Below are 19,815 nucleotides of genomic sequence, written 5' to 3' on the forward strand. Positions count from 1 at the left end.
TATAATGATGGATAGAATAGGTGCAAAGTTGGCAGCCGGTATGGGGATGGCGATGTTTTATAGCTTACTATTTTTGGGGATCGTTTATGCAAATGGGGTGGAGACAATAGAGATAAAGACATTGTTAATTCAACTTGTTGCAGCAAATATAATTGGGGTAATTTTCTCTGTTGCTTCTTTTGTTTTTGAGAGGGAAGAATGGAGCCTGTTAAAGCAAACAACCATTCATTTCATTATATTACTAGGAACATTTCTTCCGGCGGCAATATGGATGGGGTGGGTTCCTAATCATGCAAGTGCCATTCTCATTTGTGTAGGAAGCTTCATTATCATTTACTTCATGATATGGTTTGCAATGACAATGTATTGGAAGAAAAAGATTGATGGGTTAAATAATCACCTTAAATAGGAAGTTCGGTACGTCGAGGGTCTCTATCCTGTTATTTGTGAGCTTTCCATCAGAGGGGAGGAACAAGCCTCCCACTGATGGAAGTTTCACTTTATTCAATAACGGTTATGTCACCTAAGCCGCGCGTGAATCGTTTTGTATACAATTGTTTCGGTTTTAATATAGATATTACGTAGTCGATCGCTTTTTGCGGATCTGCTTTTGTTCCACACGTATAGCAGTCAATTGCTGCAAATCCTTTTTCTGGATACGTATGAATCGAAATATGACTTTCAGATAGTAGAACTAATATGGTAGTCCCAGATGGCTGAAAGGTTTTTGCATCTACGGATAATACTGTTGCCCCGCATATATTTGCTGCTGTGATGAGATGTTTTTGTAAGAATTGCTGATCATCTAAAAAAGCGGCATCTACCTCCCATAGATCGACTAGTATATGTCTTCCGAATGTTGAATACTCCATGTTTCCTCCTTTTTTATCTTGTATTAATAGGCAGTAAGACTCTCACCTCGAGATATAGGGATAATGAAGATGCTAGGTGGGAATAACTGCGAGCATGTGCCTGATTGGGCAGAGTTTTCATCAGTAGGGGAAAGACATCATTGATGAACGTTGCACTTTATGATTAATACTCCATATCTTTCCCATAGTAACGATGCAAAATGAGTTGATCACGTGTGTTAATTTTGACATTTTCTCTTTCCTCTAAGAGATCATCTCTAAAGCGGGATAATAAGGCTAAGTTTTTCGGAAGTGTTCGGTGGGGAACGTTTACGGAACGTTTGCTAATGTTACGTAGCGTCGAAGAGGAATAGGTTGCGATGTGAAAGCCCCAATCATTTCCGAAAGAAGGAACGATTGTATGATAACTTGCTACAGTTAAACCAGTGCTGGCAATTGTTTTGCCGATGCTCCAATATGTTAGTGGTGCATCTTGTGGTGAATTGGCTTGGCAGACGAACACGCCTCTTTTTGTAAGGAAGCTAGCTACAGTTGAGAATAATTCTTTCGTATATAGCTGACTTAATGTGGAAGTTGCTGGGTCTGGGAAGTCAATAATGATAACATCGTATTTCCGCGAGGATGTACGTAAAAACTTTTGTGCATCATATGCATGGATGTTCACACGCTTATCGAAAAATGCACTTTCATTTAACTGGACAAGTTCAGGTAATTCCGTAGCAAGTTTAATCACTCGTTCATCGAGATCGACAAGATCGACGCGACGAACCTTTTGATATTTTAACACTTCTCGTAAGGCAAGGCCGTCTCCGCCTCCTAAGATGAGGACAGATTCAGGACAATCTACAATTGTCATAGCAGGATGGACGAGGGCCTCGTGATACATTCTTTCGTCTACGGAACTAAATTGTAATTGTTCGTCAAGGTACATTCTGACGTCATTTACTTTTAGTACGTCAATTTTTTGGTATTGACTTGTTCCTTGATATAGAGACTTATGTTTTCCTGCCAATATTTCCGAGAGACTAATCTTGTCCCATATGTCGCCTTGGCTGTGATAAGATTTTTCTTTTTTTTCAGATTGGGAAGTATATTCTTTCTCGCAATTATGCGATTTATACTTTTTGGACATGTTGAACTCCTTTCTTTTGATGCGAAATAGTTTTTGTTAGTTCATGATAGTATATGAAAATGAAGAGAGAAGGTTTGGACAATTTAGTATTTTTATAGATTAATTAAAACATTGATTTTAAGTGTATTCCAAATTATTTTACACAGCGGCTAAACAAGGAAATATAGAAGAAGCAGAGGAAGTGATGAATGAAGCGCATCATTTCTAACATGAGCTCATACAATCAGAAGCAAGAGGAGAAAAAACAGAAATGGCAGTACGACACTGAATAAGAAATCAATGCGAAAGGAGAACATGTTGCATGCGTGGAATAAAAGTTGCAACGATTGGCGGTGGCTCTAGCTATACGCCGGAGTTGATTGAAGGTTTTATTAAGCGCTATCATGAACTTCCTGTTCGGGAAATTTGGTTAATTGATGTGGAAGAAGGAAAAGAAAAGTTAGAGATTGTTGGTAACTTAGCAAAGCGTATGGTGAAAAAAGCAGGAGTACCAATTGATATTCATCTGACGCTAGATCGCCGCGAAGCGTTAAAAGACGCGGACTTTGTGACAACGCAGTTTCGCGTTGGATTGTTAGAAGCGCGCGGAAAAGATGAATCTATTCCGTTAAAGTATGATGTAATTGGCCAAGAGACAAATGGTCCTGGCGGTTTATTTAAAGCTTTACGAACGATTCCGGTTATTTTAGCTATTTGTAAAGACATAGAGGAGCTTTGTCCAAACGCATGGTTAATCAATTTCACAAATCCAGCGGGCATGGTAACAGAAGCGATTCTTCGCTATACAAACATTCAAAAAGTTGTGGGGCTATGCAACGTTCCGATTGGGATTCGTATGGGGTTAGCGAAGATTCTCGAGGTAGATTCAAGCCGTGTACACGTTGATTTTGTAGGCTTAAATCATATGGTGTACGGACTAGATGTGTATGTAGATGGTGTAAGCGTCATGGACCGTGTGCTCGAATTCATGACAGATCCAGAGAAACAAATTACGATGCAAAATATTGCGATGCTTGATTGGGAGCCTGATTTCATTCGTGCGCTTCGGGCAATCCCATGTCCATACCACCGTTACTACTACAAAACACGCGAAATGTTAGAAGAAGAAAAGCAAGAGTCACTAAAAAATGGTACACGTGCAGAAGTGGTGAAAAAGTTAGAGAATGATCTGTTTGAACTGTATAAAGATCCGAACATAGATCATAAACCACCGCAATTAGAAAAACGCGGCGGCGCATATTATAGCGATGCGGCCTGCAGCTTAATTACGTCTATTTATAACAATAAAGGTGATATTCAGCCTGTAAATACAAGAAATAATGGTGCAATCGCAAGTTTGCCAGCTGATTCTGCTGTTGAGGTAAACTGCATCATTACAAAGGATGGTCCAAAACCGATTGCGGTCGGTGACTTACCGGTACCAGTTCGCGGCTTAGTTCAGCAAATTAAATCGTTTGAACGTGTAACAATTGAAGCTGCTATAACAGGCGATTATCATAAAGCGCTGCTTGCGATGACCATTAATCCACTTGTACCATCTGATAAAGTAGCAAAACAAATATTAGATGAAATGCTAGAAGCTCATAAGAAATATCTTCCGCAATTTTTCAAAAAGGCATAAAAGCTCTTTTCTTTTTAGGGTGGGCGAGAGGAACTGGTCATGTATAGGAGCGGTCAGGGCTTATTTTAGCCCCGTGCGATGTGAAAAGAGAGGTAGGAAACAAGTGCGGGTCACTTTTTACTTTGTGTACCAGGCAAGCGTCTGTTGAAGAAGATATACCTAGGAGGGGACGTAATGATTCAATTAATTGTAAACGCAGATGACTTCGGATTAACAAGAGGTGTAAATTACGGCATTATTGATGCGCACGTGAATGGGCTTGTCAACTCCGCAACAATGATGATGAATATGTCAGGGGCAGAGCATGCCGTGCAATTAGCGAGGCGATATAAGACGCTCGGAGTTGGAGTACATCTTGTATTAACCGCAGGAAAACCGCTTCTTTCTGACGTATCTTCGCTTGTAAAAGAAGATGGTTCGTTTCATTCGCAAAGTACGGTGTGGGAAGGGAGGATAAATCCGTATGACGCCGAGCGAGAATGGACTGCGCAAGTTGAAAAGTTTCTATCCTATGGTTTAACACCGACGCATCTTGATAGCCATCATCATGTACATGCACTGCCGATTTTGCATGATGTCTTAGAGCGTTTAGCAGAGAAATATCATCTTCCGGTGCGCCGCTGTGAACAAGAACGTGCAGTACGCCCATTTTCTGATGTGTTTTTGCACGATTTTTACGGAGATGGTGTAACGGACGACTACTTTATGACTTTGCAAGAGCGTGTAGCGGACGGGGCGACAGTTGAAATCATGGTACATCCAGCTTATGTAGATGCAGAGTTGATGAAATGTTCGTCTTATGTGATGAAGCGTGTTGAAGAGTTACGCATTTTAACAGAGAGCAAGCTTCCGAGCGGGATGGAGCTTGTCAAGTTTTAGAAATAGAGCTGATCAAGAAGTCTACTTTTTATTCAGCTCCAGCGAATGGGCGATTCGTGTGTCGAAGCGTTGATATATTTGGTGGACATTTGAAAGGAGTGCATTCAAAAGGTACTTATGTATCCGTTGAGTGCGCTCCTATTATTATTTCGTCCAAAGTTTGACCAGTTCCAAGTCGCTAGCTGAATATTCCCTTTCTCCATAACGAACTTTTTCGTAGATCGGTATAATATTTGCTGGCTTATTAAGTCGTAATAGCCACTGCTGCACGGTTTCATATGGTTTTCTTCTGTTATGTTTAGGTAGCTTTTTTTCCCATTGTATTAGTTCTTTTCGGATTTCATTATGAATCGGCTGGATGTCATTGATATGTTCATCTGCTATCGTAGTAGTTTCGGTGTGAGTTTGTTGTGTAGGACGTACAATAGAGGCTGGTTGGATTGACTTTTTCTTTTTGAAATATATGAAAGCGAGAATGAGAGTTGCTGTGATAATTATAATAGTAGTTATCCATGATTTTTTGTTGTTTTGAATGCTTTCATTGATAGTACCAAAAATCTTATCTTTCCATGGTATTTGAATAGGTGGACCTTCGAGTTCCTCCTCATCGTCCGTAATTACTGTTGAATCACCATGTGGTGCTGGCATTTGTTTTTTCCAATCCGCTTCATAGCTATAATAATGTCCCCACCCTATGAACTTTCTAAATTCCTGTTGTGTAAATAAGGAAAATGTAGATAGTACCCATGAAATGATTACAAACATAACAACAATTATCGTTCGAGAGAACCAGAGCCGATTTTTAGGCATGCGCAACTCAACTCCTGTTTCTAAATTTGTCTGTTCTATAAATCGTAACACAATTTGCAGGTGTAATAAATTGAATATTTAAAAAATTACATCCTCCAAAGTGTGAGGAGGATGTAAAACTAGCTTTTATCCCGCATTAACGGGCAGTAATACTCCCGCCTCAAAATTCAGCAAAAGCATTGTCCAGCTCTAGCGGCTAGAATCCCCGGTCGTTTCGCCCCCCTTGGACGAGGCAAAAAAGCGCCTCGTCCAAGGGGACTCCAACGTCCTACGATTCTGAACGAGCCGCTTCCGCTTTTCTTAAGAAGTTAGGCGGTAGATAAACTGCTGGCATGCGCCCAATTAGTGAGGGCTAATAATCAGTGGGGGATGAAGAAAACCCCCACTGATTAAAGTTTCACTTTATAGTACCGACAAAATCACCCCGCTGATCGCACCAATTATCACAATGACCCATGGCGGTATTTTCCAAAAGGCAAGCATTGTAAATAAGAGTAATGCGACAACGAAATCAGCGGGCTGCATAACGGAGCTTGTCCAAATAGGATGATAGAAAGCAGCAAGTAAAATACCGACAACCGCTGCATTTATCCCGAACATAGCTCCTTGTACGTACGGTTTGCGGCGCAGTGCATCCCAAAAAGGTAATACACCGACAACGAGTAAGAAGGCAGGAAGGAAAATGGCAATTGTCGCGATTGTTGCCCCGATTGTTCCGTCCGTAACGGCCCCGATATAAGCGGCAAATGTAAATAATGGCCCAGGAACGGCTTGCGTCATTCCGTAGCCAGCGAGAAATTGTTCTTTCGTTATATAGCCGTTTGACACAAATTCATTTTCTAGGAGCGGAAGAACGACATGACCGCCGCCAAAGACGAGAGAGCCTGAGCGATAGAAACTATCAAACATAGCAATCCAGTGCGAGAAAGAGCGGAATATCGGCAATATTATTAATAAGAGAAAAAATAAAGATAGGCATAGCGCCGCGACTTTGCGAGAGATAGGAATAGATATTTCTGTTTCAGCTGTGATTGTGTGCTCTCTGTATAAGAGCCATCCAACGATGCCCGCGAATAGAATAACGATAATTTGTATCCAAGCTGATTGGAATAATAGAACAGTAGCCGCGGCGATGACTGCAATCGCTATGCGGTTTCGATCTGGTGTTAGCTTTTGCGCCATTCCCCATAATGCGTGAGCGACAATTGCTACGGCTACTAGCTTTAAGCCGTGAATCCATCCCGTGTGTGCGATATCAATCTGTTGCAGTAATGAAGCAAACAGGACGAGCGCAAGAACGGAAGGGAGCGTAAATCCAAGCCAGGAAACAATGGCCCCAAGTATACCACCCCGTGATAATCCGATTCCGATTCCAACTTGACTACTAGCAGGGCCGGGAAGGAATTGACAAAGTGCTACAAAATCAGCGTAGCTTCTTTCATCCATCCATTTTCGCTTCTGAACGTATTGGTTATGAAAATAGCCAAGATGTGCAACAGGTCCTCCGAAGGAAGTGAGCCCGAGCTTTGTGGAAACGAGGAAGATTTCTATTAATATTTGTAATTTATTTACGATATTTTGTTTAGGTTTCATAGTAATAGGAGTCACCTTTTTCTTGAATAAAGTTTTTATAAATCTTATGCATGGCCAGAAGCTCTCGTCCATTAACAAAGGGGACGGTTTTTTAATATGTCTTTATACATCATATCGAATCTATGTAAATAAGAATATGGCAAGAATGTAATGGATATGTAAAATTGCATATTTGAGAAGTAACTTTTTATGTTACAGTAAATTTGTAAGAAGATAGCCTCCTAACTATCTTTGATCCAACGGATAATAGTTCTGCAAAATTACTTGTCACTGAAAAAGAACAAAAGAAACTTCCTCATTTAGGCTTCTTTTGTTCTTTTTCTTTTTTAACGAATTGATTTTGAATAAAGAAATTCATTATAAAAACCACTTCAACCAATTTCAAGTGCTTTTCATTTGGTTGAAGTGGTTTTATGTCGTTTTTTAGCTTATACACATATAGGAGTTGAACAGCTTTAGCAGAGACTAAAGCTGTTACAATCTCGCGTCCTTCCAAAAATTCACTTCTGAATGAGAAGAAGGGTTATAAGGAAGGAGTGTATACCCTTGTGAATGAAGGTAGTCAATGACTTGTGGTAGGATTTGTACAGTGACGTTCGAATCGTGCATTAATATGACTTCGACTGAATTATCACTTTGATTCATGACTCGTTCCAGTACGGCAGATGGATTATGAGCACTTTTCCAATCGTATGTATCGATTGTCCAATCCCACATTTTATAGTGAGCTGTAACAAGAGCATCTCGATAATTTTTCTTTAAATAGGGCATGCTGCCATAAGGAACGCGAACGAGATGCGTGTCAATTCCAGTGATCATCCGAACAATTTCCCGAGCTTGTTCCATTTCAGAAACTAAAATAGAGGGATCACCATTATAAAGGGATTTTGCATTATGAGACATACTATGTAATCCTAAATAATGACCTTCTTCAATTACTCGTTTTGTTGTTTGAGGATAACGAGAGACACGTCCACCGATAACAAAGAAGGTTGCTTTTCCGTTTTTTTGCTTTAAAATGTTTAAAATTTGTGATGTGTATTTGTTTGGTCCATCATCGAATGTCAAATAGGCCACTTTTGTTTGCGGAGTAGCTGTATATTGACGAAGCAGTTGTGTTTCAGAATGAGAGATAGGGCGATTCTCATGTGAAGGTACAACGGCAGCCTGCAAAGGTGATAGAAAACATAAGATGATAGTAGAAAACAAACAAATAAGTAAAAATGTTCGCTTAATCATGATGCTCACCCTAATTTGAAGATTGTACTGTTATCATGCTCCAAGGTGGTCATTCTCAAACGAACTATATTTTGGAAAATAAAAAAACAGGAGGATTTCTTTAAAGAGATCGTCCTGTTTGTATATTTTTATGTTGTATTGGTTATACTATTTTTATTCTTCACGTTTTTTTACTTTTTTATAGATTGAAATAATTGGTTTATAGCGATCATGTACAAGACCAATTATTTCTGCCACAATTTCTGTAATTAAAATAAGAAGGAATAGAAGAAAAATTGAGAGCGATAATGTTGCTTTTGAAAAAATAATGGCATTCACACTAAAGAAAATACCAAATGCATAAATAATTAGCACCGTTGTTCGATGAGAGAATCCTATTGCAAGTAAGCGGTGATGCAAATGCGATTTATCAGGCGCTGAAATAGGTCTCTTATTTACAACGCGGCGAATTATCGCAAATGTTGTATCAAAGATTGGTACCCCTAAAATAATGATTGGAACGATAAAGCTAAACAATGTCACACTTTTGTATAGTCCAAGTAGTGATAGCACCGCAATACAATATCCTAAAAACAGTGCTCCTGTATCTCCCATAAAGATTTTCGCTGGATGAAAGTTATAGAATAAAAAACCAATTGTACTTGCTAATACGATGAGTGCAAGCGGTAAAATAATTGCGCTACCAGTACCGGTTACGCTAGTAGCAGCCATATAAGCTAATGTTGCTAGAACAATGGAAGAAATGCCGGCCGATAATCCGTCAAGGCCGTCAATTAAATTAATAGCATTAGTAATACCGACAATCCAAAAGACCGTAATTGGATAAGATAGCCATCCAAGTTCAGTGTCTCCTAAAATTGGAATGTAAAGCACTGGTATTTGTAAATTTTTCACGATTAACAATGCGACTACAAGTTGTCCGCCGAATTTTGCTTTTGCAGATAATTCATACATATCATCTAAAATTCCAATGATAATAATGATGACAGCACCTATACTAATCGATACGATACGCTGTTCATACAAACCGCTAACAAAGCACCCTATTACAACTCCGATAAAGATTGCCAGTCCTCCAAGACGAGGCATAATGTTTTGGTGTACTTTACGAGCATTTGGCTTGTCTGTTGCCCCGATTTTAACGGCTAACTTAATTACGAAAGGGGTAGCGATTAGTACGGCAATGAATGATGCCAAAACTGCATAAATAATTCGTGAGTCCATTAATACCCCACCTTTTATATTTTAACGTATTGAAATCTCTCTTTTACTTCAAAATTCAATATATGTTTTTGGCTCATAACATATGGTATCATAAAAAGAATGGAATTCAATCTTTTTTTCGCGTGACTTTAAATTGTAATAACTGAAATATATGACATTTTTAAAGCGAATTATAAGATGAAAATTATTCTTAATATGGATGTTTTACAGAAAAATATGTATATTTCCTATTTAGGGATGATGGTAAATGTTATATGAGAGTCATGATAGAAATGTGTTGTGTAAACAGAATAAAGGTAAATGCTTTTCTTGTTATGAGCTATTAGGAGAAGATTGATTTTACAGGTAGGAATTGCTGTATAATAAATATAGAGCTATAGATGATATATTTTTATAGGGGGAGAAACCATGATTTTAGTTGTTGGCGGAGCAGGATATATTGGAAGTCATACAGTAAAACAATTGTTAGATCAAAAATTTGAGGTAGTCGTATTAGATAACTTATCAACTGGTCATCGTGAAAGTGTTGATGAGAGAGCGATCTTAGAAGTAGGAGATTTAAGTAACGCTGCAGATTTAGATCGTGTATTTAGTAGCTATTCTATTGATGCTGTTATGCATTTTGCGGCAAATAGTCTTGTTGGTGAATCTGTTTCCAATCCATTGAAATATTATAAAAACAACGTGTCGGCAACGATTACGCTGCTTGAGAAAATGATGGAGCATGGCATAACATCATTTATTTTTTCTTCAACAGCGGCAACGTACGGTATTCCGGAGACAGATATTATCACAGAAAAGACTGCAACAAATCCAATCAATACATACGGACGCACTAAATTAATGGTTGAGCATATTTTACAAGATTTTCATGCCGCTTATGGCATGAAATATGTTGTGCTTCGCTACTTTAATGCGGCGGGAGCTCATGTATCAGGAACAATTGGAGAAGATCATACGCCAGAGACACATTTAATTCCGCTTGTGCTTCAGCACTTATTAGGAAAACGTGAATCGATTTCTGTCTTTGGTACAGATTATGATACACATGATGGCACTTGTATTCGCGATTATATTCATGTGACAGACTTAGCGGAGGCGCACATTTTAGCGCTGCAAAGTTTACAAAATGAGCAAAAGACAAATGAAGTATTCAACTTAGGAAACGGCAAAGGCTTTTCTGTAAAAGAAGTGATTGAAACGTGTGAACGTGTAACTGAGAAGAAGGCAAATGTGATTCACGTAGAGCGCCGCGCTGGAGATCCGGCACAACTTATCGCTTCATCAGAAAAGATTTATAACGAATTGGGTTGGAAGGCGAAATATTCGCTTGAAGAAATGATTCAAACAGCTTGGGAATGGCATACATCTCATCCGAACGGATATAGTAAGTAAAAACAAGTCAGCTGCAGGGAAGCAGCTGACTTGTTTTCATATTGGTTCATATGTCTTTTGGGGAATATACCCTTTTGTCGTTGTAGATTCTCATATATAATAACAAGTGTTGTCGTATATGACGAATCGAGAAACTGAAAGAAGAGAGGAATTGAATATGACAGAACGCATTAAAGTAATGACGATTTTTGGAACGCGTCCGGAAGCTATTAAAATGGCCCCTCTCGTGTTGGAGCTGCAAAAACATTCACAGCAAATTGAGTCTATTGTGACTGTAACAGCACAACATCGTCAAATGCTGGATCAAGTGTTAGACATTTTTGGCATTCAGCCCAATTATGATTTAAATATTATGAAAGACCGTCAAACGTTAATTGATATTACAACTCGTGGTTTAGAAGGTTTAGATAAGATCATGAAAGAAGCGAAACCAGACATCGTTCTTGTACATGGTGATACAACAACGACATTTATTGCAAGCCTCGCTGCCTTTTATAATCAAATTCCAATTGGTCATGTGGAAGCTGGCCTTCGTACATGGGATAAATATTCTCCATATCCAGAAGAAATGAACCGCCAATTAACTGGTGTAATGGCAGACATTCATTTTGCACCAACAGCGAAGTCGGCAACAAACTTGCAACAAGAGAATAAAAAAGAAGCAAACATTTTTATTACAGGAAATACAGCAATTGATGCATTAAAAACGACAGTAAAAGAATCGTATACACATCCGGTGTTAGAGAAGGTTGGAGATAATCGCCTTGTTCTCATGACAGCACATCGTCGTGAAAATTTAGGTGAGCCGATGCGTAATATGTTCCGTGCAATTAAACGTCTTGTTGAAACACATGAAGACGTACAAGTTGTATATCCAGTACATATGAATCCTGTTGTTCGTGAAATTGCAGGAGAAATTTTAGGGGAGCATAATCGTATTCATTTAATTGAACCGCTTGATGTCATTGATTTCCATAACTTTGCAGCTCGCTCCTACTTAATGTTAACGGATTCTGGTGGTGTACAAGAAGAAGCGCCATCACTTGGTGTGCCAGTTCTTGTTCTTCGTGATACAACAGAGCGTCCAGAAGGTATTGAAGCAGGTACATTAAAGCTTGCTGGTACAGATGAAGAAACAATTTTCGACTTAGCAAACGAGTTATTATCAGATAAAGAAGCACACAGTGCAATGGCAAAAGCATCGAATCCATACGGTGATGGTCAGGCGTCAGAGCGTATTGTGAAAGCGATTGTCGAATATTTTAATAAATAATAATTCTTATTTTTGAAAAGAAGAAAACCAGCTGCTCCTGAAAAGGAGACAGCTGGTTTTTTAGTGCCCAGACATTTGCCATTCTTCGTTTGGTTGCTGATTGGATGGAGGTGTCTTTTGTGTATTTGAATTACGATTTGGTTTCGTTGTTTCTTGCTTTCCAGCCTGTGTATTCGAATTGTGATTCGGTTTAGCAGGTTCTTGTTTTTCTTGCTCTGTATTTTGGCCGTTTGTTGGTTTAGCAGGTTCTTTTGTTTCAGATTGTTCTTGCGTACCTGACGCAGAATCTGGTATTTCTAAGTTTTGATTAAGGGAATGGCGAACTTCTTGAATGTTTAATTCGTTTGGAATGAAATAATAAATTCCATCGATTTTCTTATCTTCGCCTTCCATTTTTATAGTTTGAATGTTAGATGCATCAAAGCCAGAGAATTTCTTATAGAGTGCAAGACCATCGGATACAGGTATATCTGTTTTGATATATTTTCCGATTGCTTTTGCAAGATCATTTATCTTAAATACGGTAGCAGGTGAATTTAATTCATGTACGACCGCTGCAAGTACTTGACGTTGACGAGTTGCACGTCCAAAATCACCATTTGGATCTTGCTTTCTCATCCGGACATAAGCTAGTGCTTCTTCTCCGTTTAAATGCTGCTGTCCTTTTGTAAACTCAATCTTTTTGTAATAGTTCACATCGGATCGTTCCCAAAAATCAAATGGAACATCGACTGTAACGCCGCCAACAGCATCGACGATACCTTTAAATCCTTTAAAATCCAGTTTTATATAGTGATCCACAGGTACTTTTAAAAAGTTTTCGACGGTTTCTCTTGCCATTTTTTCTCCACCGTAGGCATGAGCTGCGTTGATCTTATCTTTTTTATCACGCCCGGCAATTGTCACACGTGAGTCGCGCGGGATACTCATTAAAGATACCTTTTGTGAATTTGGATTAATTGTCGCAAACATTAAGGAATCCGTTCGTCCGTTTTCACCGCCTGTTGCATAATCTTCAATTCCCATAATTAAAAGACTGAATGGTTTTTTCGTAATTTCTACATCTTCTGTACGGAGTTTCGATTTATCGTGCTGCATGCCGCTATAAATTCCCATTAAAGAAGAATAGGAATTATAAGCATAAACTCCTGCGCCTCCGATAAGGAGAGCGAAAATGAGGAATATGAACCCTTTGCGTCTTCTTTTCTTTTTCGTTCTTCTATTTTGGAGATGTTGATAACGATCTTCCATAAATAATCTCCTTTAAGTAATATTTATTATTGTGCTATATCTTGTTCTAGATATAGTATCTCATCTTCGTTAATTGTACATTTCCCATTTGTGATTTCAATCATCCATTCTGCGAAGGATTGTTTTTGGTTTTCCTCCACATACGTATCGAATGTAACGTAATCTAAGTAGTGTATCTCTTTAATAGTATATATCGAGTTACGTAGTTCATTTTCAACTTTTCCAAGTAATGTATAATCAACTTCCGTTTTCATGACGCGCATCAGTTTTCGTTCAACGATGCCGACATGGTTGAGACCTTCACTTGTGCATTTTCCATATGCACGAATTAAACCGCCTGCTCCAAGTTTAATGCCCCCGAAATAACGTGTGACAACGACGACAGTATCTTTTAAATGACGCTTCTTTAATACTTCTAGAATGGGTACACCGGCCGTACCGCTCGGTTCTCCGTCGTCGTTTGCTTTTTGGATTTGGTCATGTTCACCAATTAAGTAGGCAGAACAATTATGAGTTGCGTTCCAATGTTGCTTTTTAATCTTTTGGATAAATTCTTGTGCTTCTTCTTCTGTTGATGCGCGGTTTACATAGCAAATAAAGCGAGATTTTTGAATGACTATTTCATGTTCGCCATATCCTTTTACTGTGAAATATTGTAGTAACAATGATATACGCTCCTATCTTTGTAAATTGCAACTTCTATCAACGTGTATTTTAATCCCAATTAGAACGGGATAAATTACCAGTACTCTTTATTCTAAAAGGGCTAGTTTGGAGTTTCAAATATTTTTTGCAGAAATTTAGCTCTTTCTATTATAATTTGAATTTTTGTGTTGTAAATTGTTGAAATAGTGTTTATAATTTTGACCTCTCGTTTTCGCCAGTTAATGCACCTTTTTCCATTTTCATGTACAATAAATAATAAAACTGTTTATAAGGTAGGTACAAAAATGAAAATAGCTATTGTAACCGATAGTACGGCATATATACCCAAACATGTGCGTGAAGAATTACATATACATATGATTCCTTTGAACGTTATTTTTGGAAATGAATCTTATCAAGAAGAAGTGGAAATTACAACGGAAGATTTTTATGAGAAAGTCAGGGAGCAAGAAGAACTGCCGAAGACATCACAACCAGCTATCGGAAAGTTTGTTGAGTTATTTGAAGAGCTAGGGAAAGAGTATGATGCGGTGGTTAGTATACATCTTTCTAGCGGGATTAGTGGTACATATCAGACGGCAACGACAGCTGGTCAAATGGTAGAAGGAGTAGACGTATATACGTACGATTCAGAGATTAGTTGTGAAGTGCAAGGGTTTTATGTACATGAAGGCGCAAAAATGGCGAGTGAAGGGAAAAGTCCAGAAGAGATTATAGCTCGTTTTGATGAGATGAAGAAAACAATAGATGCGTACTTCGTCGTTGATGACTTACATCATTTGCAGCGCGGTGGCCGTTTAAATAGTGCACAAGCATTTCTTGGAAGTTTATTACAAGTAAAGCCGGTATTATATTTCCGTGATAAAATTATTATTCCATTTGAAAAAATCCGTACGCGTAAAAAAGCGTTAAAACGTATTGTAGAAATCTTTGATGAACAAGCAAGTAAAGGGATTCCAATGGAAGCTGTTATTATTCATGCGAACAGAGAAGAAGAAGCTAAAGAATGGGAACAGGAATTGAAAGAAATATACCCGCATGTTGAATTTCGAATTAGTTATTTTGGGCCAGTAATTGGGACACATTTAGGCGAAGGTTCACTTGGTTTAGGATGGTATACAAAATAATAAAAATGAAGCTCTCTTTTAAGTAGAGAGCTTTTTTGGTAAAAATATAAAAATAAGTGATATAACTTACTTTTTATAAGAAACTATTTTATAATAAAGAAGAGGTGAAACATATGGAACATAATCCGTGTTTATGTCCAAAGTTCGAATCTGCTTTTACACTTCTTAGTAAAAAGTGGACAGGTTTAATCATTACATCATTATTAGAAGAACCGAAACGATTTCGTGAAATTGCTGATATTATTCCAAACATGAGCGATCGTATGTTATCAGAGCGTTTAAAGGAATTAGAGAGCGAAGGAATTGTTGTGCGTGCCGTTTATCCAGAGGTGCCAGTACGTATTGAATATGGTTTAACAGATAAAGGAAAAGCGCTAGAGAGCGTCATGCAAGAAGTACAAAAATGGGCGGAGAAATGGGTTCATTAATAAAGTGAAATTGTATTGAGTGGGAATTTATTGTTAAAAAGTGCAAGATGGTGTTCTTGCACTTTTTATTTTTATATACCAGTTAAAAAATGATATGAAACCCCTTTCTTTTTGGTGAGGTGTGAGCGTATGACAGTGTATAGAATCGGTCATGTTGTATGCTGAAACATCAAAATGAATTTATAGAAAAATAACAGAAAAACGGTAGACTGGAAAATTATTCTATGTAATAATAATAGAGTTTGAATATGTTACATTTTTGTAGAAAAACTGAAATTGTCCGACAAAAGAAAAAGGATTATCGTTTCATTTCCTTGTTTCTCTACAATAAAACACAAGATTAGAACAGAAATGTCAAAAAACTACAAGCGCAATATTACATTTCTTTTACAAAAGCGTAACATTACAAAAAAACATTGGTAATTATGGTATAAATTTATTAGATAAATTCGGGAAAATAAGAGAAAAGAAAGCGGTGTAAAACATAATGAAAAAAATTAAAATCGCATCTTGCGCATTAGCAGCAGGATTTATGATGTTTTCAGTAGTAACACCAAACGCATTTGCTGAAGATGTAAAAACACAAATTCAACAACAAAATGACACTTTACATAAACAACAACAAGAACGTGACGAAATTCAAAAACAGATGAACGAACTTAACAAGAAAATTGAAGAGTTAGACGGTTCTGTTAAAGAAAACGAATCTAAGATTGCTGAAACGAAAAAGCAAATTGAAGAAGCACAAAAAACAATTGAACAAAAAGATAAAGAGATTGCAGATTTACAAACAAAAATTGCAAAGCGTGAAGAACTGTTGAAGAAGCGTTTAGTTGCTCTTCAAGAGAAACCAAACCCAAACGTTGTAACTGAAGTAGTTGTAAATTCTAAAAGCTTTGCAGATTTAATCGATCGTTTAACTTCTGTTTCACAAATTCTTGAATCTGACCAAGACATTATGAAAATGCAACAAAATGATCAAAATAAAGTGAAAAAAGATGTAGCGCTTATTAAAGATACACAAAAAGAATTAAAAGATGCACAAGCGAAACTTGAGACGGCAAAGAAAGATTTAGATGCACAAAAAGCACAGCAACAGGCAGCGGCAAATGACTTAAGTGCAAAAATGCAAACGGTTGTAAATAGCATGACAAGTACAGAAAGCCAATTGAAAGAATTAGAAAAACAAGCATTAGTGCTGCAACGTTTATCTGAGCAACAAGCAGCAGCGGCAAATCCAGCACCAGCACCAGCGCCAAAACCAGCTCCTGAAGATGGTAATAAAGGCGGTGTACAAACTCCGCGACCAGCTAAAGGTGGTAGCGTAATTGAAAAAGCACAAAGCCTAATTGGTATGAAATATGTATGGGGAAGTTCAGACCCAGCAAACGGTGGTTTTGACTGCAGTGGTCTTGTATCATATGTGTATGGTTTAGGTCGCCAAACTACAAGTAGCTTATGGGCTTCTGTACAACAAGTAAGTGATCCACAACCAGGTGATCTTGTATTCTTACAAGGTACATATAGAGCGGGTGTATCTCACGTAGGTATCTATATTGGCAATGGTCAAATGATTCACGCTGCTGATGAAAGTACAGGTGTTACTACTGGTAACTTGAATAGCTCGTATAACAAACAACATTTCTTAGGATACGGTAGATTATAAGATTTATAATGAAATAAATTATGTGTATAAAGTCGGTAGCTTACTATTTTCAGAGTAGGTTATCGACTTTTTTGCTATTTTACAAACTCTTTCTATGTTTTTTATAGTAAAAGCAGAAAGGGGGAGTAAGATGTTAGAAGGTCGTCAACTATTGTTAGAGGAAGTATGTGTATCGAAAGAAGAACTGTATCAGTTGGAGCGAGAAGGTTATATTCGTTACGAGAAAGGCATTGTAGAGAAAAACTCTCGTTATTTGTGTCAGCGCTGCGGAAATAAAGAGCGGCGATTGTTTTTTTCGTTCTCATGCTATCGCTGCAATAAGGTTTGTGCGTATTGCCGGAAATGTATCATGATGGGAAGAGTGAGTGAATGTACAAAGCTCGTTCGCTGGACTGGTCCGATACAAAACGAAGTAATTGAGAATGGTCTGAAGTGGGATGGTGAGCTATCAGAAGGACAGCGAAAGGCAGCAGACGGAATTGTCCAGGCAGTAAAGCGAAAAGAATCATTTTTCGTCTGGGCTGTATGCGGCGCGGGAAAAACAGAGATGTTATTTCATGGTATACAAGAAGCATTGCGGCGAGGAGAACGCATTTGTATTGCCACGCCGCGGACGGATGTTGTACTTGAACTTTATCCGCGTTTACAAGAAGTGTTCCCAGCAGTTTCAATTTGCGCATTATACGGGGGGAGTGACGACTTATCCAAAAACGCACAGCTTGTTATTTCGACAACGCATCAGCTTCTTCGTTATTACAGAGCGTTTGATGTAATGATTGTAGATGAAATTGATGCCTTTCCTTATTCGATGGATGGCACGTTGCAATATGCAGTTCGCTTTGCTAGTAAAGAAAATGCTTCGTTTATTTATTTGACAGCAACGCCATCTAAAGAGTGGCAAAGAAAACTTCGTAATGGAAAACAAAACGGCGTGATTATTTCGGCTCGCTACCACCGTTATCCCCTCCCGATTCCTCTTTTTCGATGGTGCGGTAATTGGCGAAAATCCATCGAAAAGAAAACGTTACCTTCTGTCATTTTGCGATGGCTCCACATCTATTTAGAAAAACAATATCCTATGTTTCTATTTGTTCCTCATGTTTGTTATGTAGAAGAAATCGTTTCTATTTTAAAGTGTATAGATCATCGTATAGAGGGTGTACATGCGGAAGACACAAAGCGGAAAGAGAAAGTGGCTTCGTTTCGAAAGGGAGAGATTCCGTTATTAGTGACGACAACGATTTTAGAACGGGGCGTTACTGTTTCGAATTTACAAGTGGCAGTGTTAGGAGCAGAAGAGCATGTCTTTTCAGAAAGTGCACTCGTTCAAATTGCTGGACGAGCAGGGCGCAGTCGTCATGCTCCTTCTGGGGATGTCACCTATTTTCATTACGGCAAGACAGAGGCGATGGTTGCGGCGAAAAAGCAAATTCAAATGATGAATAAACGAGCAAGGCAAGAAGGGTTAGTTGACTAATGCATTGCCTTCTTTGTGATGATGTTGTCTCTCATTTGCCGAGCTGGTTTTCTTTTTTTGTTGAACAAGACAAGAGGACGGTATGCACGTACTGTGAACTTAAATTTCCTTATATTATTGGAGATATTTGTGTGGATTGTGGCAGGATGTTTCAATATTTAGCAGATGAATATAGGAAAGGGGAATACTGTCAGGATTGTTTACGCTGGAGGCAAAATCCATATTTTCGGCATGTGTATGTTAAAAATCGCTCTGTCTATGTATATAATGATTGGATGAAAGAAGTGTTAGCTCGGTTTAAGTTTCGTGGTGATGCAGCGCTTGTGCACATATTTGCTTCTTCGTTTGCCGATGCTTTTCAGCGGCATTTTTCGCATTGTGATTGTATTGTTCCGATTCCGCTTAGTTTATCGCGTCAATATGAACGAGGGTTTAATCAAGCTGAATTATTAGCGGCATGTTTATCGATTCCGGTGATGAAAACATCGCTTATGCGAAGTGGTGCAGAGAAACAAAGTAAGAAAACAAGAGCAGAACGATTACAGCGTTCTCAGCCCTTTTCCTTTGCGGAAGAAGAATCTTTTTGTGGAAAAGACATTGTCTTAATTGATGATGTGTACACAACTGGTATTACGGTGCGTCAAGCGGCGCAATGTTTTTATGAAAAAGGTGCGAATACCGTTTTGTCTTTGACGTTATGTCGCTGATTTTTCATTTGTTTTTCTTCACACTTAACTAGAAAAGCAAAAAGAACTTGTAGTAATCACTACAGGTTCTTTTTGAGATAATAATAAGGGTAAACTATTTTAACAAGCAAAACAGGGGAAACTACCTAAGTAGTTATTTGGTAAGTTTATTATATAACAAATATTGACATTTGGGGTGTTTAATTTTGAAAATTGTGTGAATTGCAAGGATCAAACAGTATATTATGCTCTTATTCATTCAACAAACCTTTTTATCAAATATAAAAGCCTTTAAATTAATATCGTAATATCACCTATTACATGCTTCGTTTTTCAATATGTATACTAAAACATTTTTGTTATATTAAGAGTCACACAAATAATCTGCACATCAATTTACCTTTGATAGACAGATTATTTGTACGATAATTTATTATGAGTGCAAGAAGATTACATGAATGCTTTTAAAAGAGTTG

Annotated in this window: 18 protein-coding genes; 10 read left to right on the forward strand and 8 right to left on the reverse strand. The window is 38.0% G+C overall.

The features are described 5' to 3' along the window. Positions 1-4 precede the first annotated feature (4 nt). Complete coding sequence (locus AB1280_RS19340) at positions 5-409, forward strand: DUF3021 domain-containing protein (protein ID WP_429756698.1); 405 nt, start codon at positions 5-7, stop codon at positions 407-409. 91 nt (positions 410-500) lie between these two features. Here the strand turns inward: AB1280_RS19340 and speD are convergent, their stop codons facing one another. Both speD and AB1280_RS19350 read right to left on the reverse strand, forming a co-directional pair. Further along, positions 501-872: an adenosylmethionine decarboxylase gene (speD, locus tag AB1280_RS19345; RefSeq protein ID WP_429756699.1), complete on the reverse strand. Its 372-nt coding sequence runs from the start codon at positions 870-872 to the stop codon at positions 501-503. Positions 873-1,035: 163 nt separating this feature from the next. Continuing rightward, positions 1,036-2,004 carry a spermidine synthase gene (locus AB1280_RS19350; RefSeq protein WP_429756700.1) on the reverse strand — a complete coding sequence of 323 codons (969 nt, stop codon included), beginning with the start codon at positions 2,002-2,004 and terminating at the stop codon, positions 1,036-1,038. Positions 2,005-2,305: 301 nt separating this feature from the next. On the opposite strand from AB1280_RS19350, the gene AB1280_RS19355 reads away from it, so the two are divergent. After that, positions 2,306-3,625 carry a 6-phospho-beta-glucosidase gene (locus AB1280_RS19355; RefSeq protein WP_429756701.1) on the forward strand — a complete coding sequence of 440 codons (1,320 nt, stop codon included), beginning with the start codon at positions 2,306-2,308 and terminating at the stop codon, positions 3,623-3,625. 174 nt (positions 3,626-3,799) lie between these two features. Further along, positions 3,800-4,504 carry a chitin disaccharide deacetylase gene (gene chbG, locus AB1280_RS19360; protein WP_429756702.1) on the forward strand — a complete coding sequence of 235 codons (705 nt, stop codon included), beginning with the start codon at positions 3,800-3,802 and terminating at the stop codon, positions 4,502-4,504. A 144-nt stretch (positions 4,505-4,648) separates the two neighbouring features. Here chbG and AB1280_RS19365 read toward each other — a convergent pair whose 3' ends face one another. The 4 genes from AB1280_RS19365 to AB1280_RS19380 all read right to left on the reverse strand — a co-directional run bounded on the left by AB1280_RS19365 (position 4,649) and on the right by AB1280_RS19380 (position 9,370). Continuing rightward, positions 4,649-5,314, reverse strand: coding sequence for a hypothetical protein (locus tag AB1280_RS19365; protein ID WP_429756703.1), 666 nt, complete (start codon positions 5,312-5,314; stop codon positions 4,649-4,651). Positions 5,315-5,716: 402 nt separating this feature from the next. Further along, the gene (locus AB1280_RS19370; protein WP_429756704.1) at positions 5,717-6,907 is read right to left on the reverse strand and encodes a chromate transporter; all 1,191 of its coding nucleotides are present in this window, start codon (positions 6,905-6,907) and stop codon (positions 5,717-5,719) included. A gap of 474 nt (positions 6,908-7,381) precedes the next feature. Then, positions 7,382-8,146, reverse strand: coding sequence for a polysaccharide deacetylase family protein (locus tag AB1280_RS19375; protein ID WP_429756705.1), 765 nt, complete (start codon positions 8,144-8,146; stop codon positions 7,382-7,384). 153 nt (positions 8,147-8,299) lie between these two features. Beyond that, entirely contained in the window at positions 8,300-9,370 is a 1,071-nt protein-coding gene (locus AB1280_RS19380; protein ID WP_272189765.1) for a glycosyltransferase family 4 protein, read from the reverse strand. A 408-nt stretch (positions 9,371-9,778) separates the two neighbouring features. Between AB1280_RS19380 and galE the strand changes: the two genes are divergently transcribed. Both galE and wecB read left to right on the forward strand, forming a co-directional pair. Continuing rightward, positions 9,779-10,765, forward strand: a complete 987-nt coding sequence (gene galE / locus AB1280_RS19385) for a UDP-glucose 4-epimerase GalE (protein ID WP_429756706.1) — start codon at positions 9,779-9,781, stop codon at positions 10,763-10,765. A 157-nt stretch (positions 10,766-10,922) separates the two neighbouring features. Continuing rightward, positions 10,923-12,038, forward strand: a complete 1,116-nt coding sequence (gene wecB / locus AB1280_RS19390) for a non-hydrolyzing UDP-N-acetylglucosamine 2-epimerase (RefSeq protein ID WP_272189921.1) — start codon at positions 10,923-10,925, stop codon at positions 12,036-12,038. Positions 12,039-12,098: 60 nt separating this feature from the next. Here wecB and AB1280_RS19395 read toward each other — a convergent pair whose 3' ends face one another. Continuing rightward, on the reverse strand, positions 12,099-13,289 hold the full coding sequence (locus AB1280_RS19395) for an LCP family protein (protein ID WP_429756707.1): 1,191 nt from the start codon (positions 13,287-13,289) through the stop codon (positions 12,099-12,101). A 26-nt stretch (positions 13,290-13,315) separates the two neighbouring features. Next, positions 13,316-13,954, reverse strand: a complete 639-nt coding sequence (locus AB1280_RS19400) for a YigZ family protein (protein ID WP_429756708.1) — start codon at positions 13,952-13,954, stop codon at positions 13,316-13,318. A gap of 285 nt (positions 13,955-14,239) precedes the next feature. On the opposite strand from AB1280_RS19400, the gene AB1280_RS19405 reads away from it, so the two are divergent. The 5 genes from AB1280_RS19405 (at position 14,240) to AB1280_RS19425 (ending at position 19,360) form a co-directional block, all read left to right on the forward strand. Beyond that, positions 14,240-15,082, forward strand: a complete 843-nt coding sequence (locus AB1280_RS19405) for a DegV family protein (RefSeq protein WP_272189761.1) — start codon at positions 14,240-14,242, stop codon at positions 15,080-15,082. A 113-nt stretch (positions 15,083-15,195) separates the two neighbouring features. Further along, positions 15,196-15,510 carry a winged helix-turn-helix transcriptional regulator gene (locus AB1280_RS19410; RefSeq protein WP_272189760.1) on the forward strand — a complete coding sequence of 105 codons (315 nt, stop codon included), beginning with the start codon at positions 15,196-15,198 and terminating at the stop codon, positions 15,508-15,510. Positions 15,511-15,997: 487 nt separating this feature from the next. Then, complete coding sequence (locus AB1280_RS19415; protein ID WP_429756709.1) at positions 15,998-17,176, forward strand: NlpC/P60 family protein; 1,179 nt, start codon at positions 15,998-16,000, stop codon at positions 17,174-17,176. A gap of 130 nt (positions 17,177-17,306) precedes the next feature. After that, positions 17,307-18,653: a DEAD/DEAH box helicase gene (locus tag AB1280_RS19420; protein WP_429756710.1), complete on the forward strand. Its 1,347-nt coding sequence runs from the start codon at positions 17,307-17,309 to the stop codon at positions 18,651-18,653. Further along, positions 18,653-19,360: a ComF family protein gene (locus AB1280_RS19425; protein WP_429756711.1), complete on the forward strand. Its 708-nt coding sequence runs from the start codon at positions 18,653-18,655 to the stop codon at positions 19,358-19,360. Before AB1280_RS19420 ends, AB1280_RS19425 begins: the two co-directional genes overlap by 1 nt. The last annotated feature ends 455 nt before the right edge of the window (positions 19,361-19,815 follow it).

The sequence above is a fragment of the Bacillus sp. S10(2024) genome (assembly GCF_050473865.1).
Lineage (GTDB): Bacteria > Bacillota > Bacilli > Bacillales > Bacillaceae_G > Bacillus_A.

Bases quoted from the DNA above. Each gene is read 5' to 3' on its own strand.
- AB1280_RS19340 (WP_429756698.1), top strand. From the start codon at position 5: ATGATGGATAGAATAGGTGCAAAGTTGGCAGCCGGTATGGGGATGGCG.
- speD (WP_429756699.1), bottom strand. From the start codon at position 872: ATGGAGTATTCAACATTCGGAAGACATATACTAGTCGATCTATGGGAG.
- AB1280_RS19350 (WP_429756700.1), bottom strand. From the start codon at position 2,004: ATGTCCAAAAAGTATAAATCGCATAATTGCGAGAAAGAATATACTTCC.
- AB1280_RS19355 (WP_429756701.1), top strand. From the start codon at position 2,306: ATGCGTGGAATAAAAGTTGCAACGATTGGCGGTGGCTCTAGCTATACG.
- chbG (WP_429756702.1), top strand. From the start codon at position 3,800: ATGATTCAATTAATTGTAAACGCAGATGACTTCGGATTAACAAGAGGT.
- AB1280_RS19365 (WP_429756703.1), bottom strand. From the start codon at position 5,314: ATGCCTAAAAATCGGCTCTGGTTCTCTCGAACGATAATTGTTGTTATG.
- AB1280_RS19370 (WP_429756704.1), bottom strand. From the start codon at position 6,907: ATGAAACCTAAACAAAATATCGTAAATAAATTACAAATATTAATAGAA.
- AB1280_RS19375 (WP_429756705.1), bottom strand. From the start codon at position 8,146: ATGATTAAGCGAACATTTTTACTTATTTGTTTGTTTTCTACTATCATC.
- AB1280_RS19380 (WP_272189765.1), bottom strand. From the start codon at position 9,370: ATGGACTCACGAATTATTTATGCAGTTTTGGCATCATTCATTGCCGTA.
- galE (WP_429756706.1), top strand. From the start codon at position 9,779: ATGATTTTAGTTGTTGGCGGAGCAGGATATATTGGAAGTCATACAGTA.
- wecB (WP_272189921.1), top strand. From the start codon at position 10,923: ATGACAGAACGCATTAAAGTAATGACGATTTTTGGAACGCGTCCGGAA.
- AB1280_RS19395 (WP_429756707.1), bottom strand. From the start codon at position 13,289: ATGGAAGATCGTTATCAACATCTCCAAAATAGAAGAACGAAAAAGAAA.
- AB1280_RS19405 (WP_272189761.1), top strand. From the start codon at position 14,240: ATGAAAATAGCTATTGTAACCGATAGTACGGCATATATACCCAAACAT.
- AB1280_RS19410 (WP_272189760.1), top strand. From the start codon at position 15,196: ATGGAACATAATCCGTGTTTATGTCCAAAGTTCGAATCTGCTTTTACA.
- AB1280_RS19415 (WP_429756709.1), top strand. From the start codon at position 15,998: ATGAAAAAAATTAAAATCGCATCTTGCGCATTAGCAGCAGGATTTATG.
- AB1280_RS19420 (WP_429756710.1), top strand. From the start codon at position 17,307: ATGTTAGAAGGTCGTCAACTATTGTTAGAGGAAGTATGTGTATCGAAA.
- AB1280_RS19425 (WP_429756711.1), top strand. From the start codon at position 18,653: ATGCATTGCCTTCTTTGTGATGATGTTGTCTCTCATTTGCCGAGCTGG.